The organism is Falsiroseomonas sp. RANM36, from assembly GCF_056682175.1.
Map to the genome: position 1 here is coordinate 522,870 of NZ_JBWXTD010000005.1, position 2,337 is coordinate 525,206.

Annotated in this window: 3 protein-coding genes; all 3 read left to right on the top strand. The window is 75.4% G+C overall.

What is annotated here, in order from left to right; translation table 11 throughout:
* A partial coding sequence (locus tag AC1MIR_RS20515) for a DUF6537 domain-containing protein (protein ID WP_480030036.1) occupies positions 1-652 on the top strand: 652 nt, incomplete at its 5' end.
* 28 nt (positions 653-680) lie between these two features.
* Complete coding sequence (locus AC1MIR_RS20520) at positions 681-1,655, top strand: Bug family tripartite tricarboxylate transporter substrate binding protein (RefSeq protein WP_480030037.1); 975 nt, start codon at positions 681-683, stop codon at positions 1,653-1,655.
* 100 nt (positions 1,656-1,755) lie between these two features.
* The coding region (locus AC1MIR_RS20525; protein ID WP_480030038.1) for an ABC transporter substrate-binding protein at positions 1,756-2,337 on the top strand (582 nt) is incomplete at its 3' end.

Sequence of the window (2,337 nt, forward strand, 5' to 3'; positions counted from 1 at the left end):
GCCCGCTCGGCCGGCGTTGGCGGCGCGCCGGGGGCGGCCCCCCCGGCGCCCCGCGGCGCGGCGGCCGCGCCTGGCGGCGGAGGCGAAGGCGCGGCCGGGCGACATCGTCCATGTGGTCGAGTTTATGAAGCCCGGGCCGGCCGAGGTGCTCTCCCTGCTGCCGCCTTCCATCGCCCGGCCGGCGCTGCGCTTCGTCGCGCGGCGCGGCTGGACGGAGAAGAGCATCGCGCTGAACGTCTCGCCGACGCGCCCGCTGGGCTTCCTGCGGCTGCGCCTGCTGGCGGGGCTGCGCGGATGGCGGAAGCGCACGCTGAAGCATGCGGAGGAGACCGCCTGGATCGCGGGCTGGCTGACGCTGGTCGAGCGCGCGCTGCCGCTCGGCGCCGGGCTCGCGCGGGAAGTGGTGGAGAGCGCGCGGCTCGTGAAGGGCTATGCCGCGACCGATGCGCGCACCCGCGCCAATTGGCGGCGCATCATGGCGGAGGTGCTGCAGCCCGCGCTGGAGGGCGCGCTGCCGCCGGGCATCGCCGCGGATGCGCTGCTGCAGGCGCGGCTCGCCGCGCAGAAGGACCCGGAAGGCGACGCGCTGGACCGCACGCTCGCGGCCATCGCGACGCGGCGTGCCGCTCCTTCGCGCCTTGCGGCCGACTAGCACAGCAATGAACGGGAGGACCAAGGACATGAGCCGCTTCACCCGCCGCGCCGCGCTGGCGCTGCCCGCCCTGCTGGCCGCGCCGTCGGCGCGCGCCCAGGCCGATTGGCCGACCCGGCCCGTCCGCATCGTCGCACCCTTTCCGCCCGGCGGTCTCGCGGATGTCATGGCGCGCCCGCTCGCCGCACGGATGCAGGCCGCCTGGGGCCAGCCCGTGGTGGTGGAGAACCGGCCTGGCTCCGGCGGCAACGTCGGCGCCGACGTCGTCGCGAAGGCCGCGCCGGACGGCTACACCTTCCTGGTGGGCTCGATCGGGCCGATAGTGGCGAACGAGTTCCTCTTCGCCTCGCTGCCCTACAACCCGCGCGCCGCCTTCGCGCCCGTCGCGGTGCTGGCGACGACGCCGAAGGTGATCTGCGTCGGCGCCGGCAAGCCGTGGAAGACGCTCGCCGAACTGACCGCGGCGGCGAAGGCCGATCCGGGGCGGATCACCGCGGGCTCGGCCGGGAACGGCTCCTCCCTCCATCTCGCGCTCGAGCTGTTCAACGAGGCCGCGGGCACGCGCATCACGCATGTGCCCTATCGCGGCGCCGGCCCGGCGGTGAACGACCTGGTGGGCGGGCAGATCGACTGCATCTTCGACAACGTGCCGAACATCCTGGGCCAGATCCGCGGCGAGCGGGTGCGGCCGCTGGCGACGCTGACGGCCGAGCGCCTGCCGCAGCTGCCCGAGGTGCCGACCATCGCCGAGGCCGGCGGGCCGCCGCTGGTGTTCGGCGCCTGGTTCTGCCTGGTGGCGCCGGCCGGGACGCCCGCGCCGATCATCGCCCGCGTCTCGGAGCAGGTGGACCTGATGATGCGCGACCCTGATGTGGGCGGCCGGCTGGCGGCGCAGGGGGCGGTCACGGGCGGCGGCGGGCCTCAGCGGCTGGCCGAGCTGATCGCCACCACGCGGACGCAGTTGGAGCCGGTGATCCGGCGCAACAACATCCGCGCCGAATAGCGCCCGGCCGACACGTCCGGACAACATCTTGCCCTCCGGCGCTGCCCGGCGCAGATAGCGCGCCGCGGGCCCCGGCCTGCGAACAGGGAGAAACACACCGATGACCGCCCTCACGCCTTCCCGCCGGACCGTGCTGCTCGGCGCCGCGGCCGCGCTGGCCGCCCCGCGCATCGCCGGCGCGCAGCCCGCCGCGGTGAAGCTCGGCATCCTCCAGCCCGTCACCGGCGCGCTGGCGCAGGACGGCGAGTATGGCCGCCTCGGCGCCGAGCTCGCTATCAACGAGATCAATGCCGGCGGCGGCATCCGCGCGCTTGGCGGCGCGAAGATCGAGATGGTCTTCGGCGACGCCCGCTCGAACCCGGAAGGCGGCACGGCCGAGGTGGAGCGGATGAACTCCGAGGGCGTGGTGGCGGTGGTGGGCGGCTTCGCCAGCCCGATCTGCCTCGCGGCGTCGCAGGCGGCGTCGCGCTACGACCTGCCCTATGTCGTGGATGTCGGCGTCTCCGACCAGATCGTCAGCCGCGGCCTGAAGAACACCTTCCGCTTCGGCCCGGGCTTCGGGAAGGTGACGGCCGGCGCGCTGGACAACCTGGTGAAGATCAACGACGCCGCCCGCCCCCCCGCCGGGCCCCGCGGCGGGGGGGGTGGGGGCGGGGGGGTGGGGGGCCGCCTGGCGCGGCGG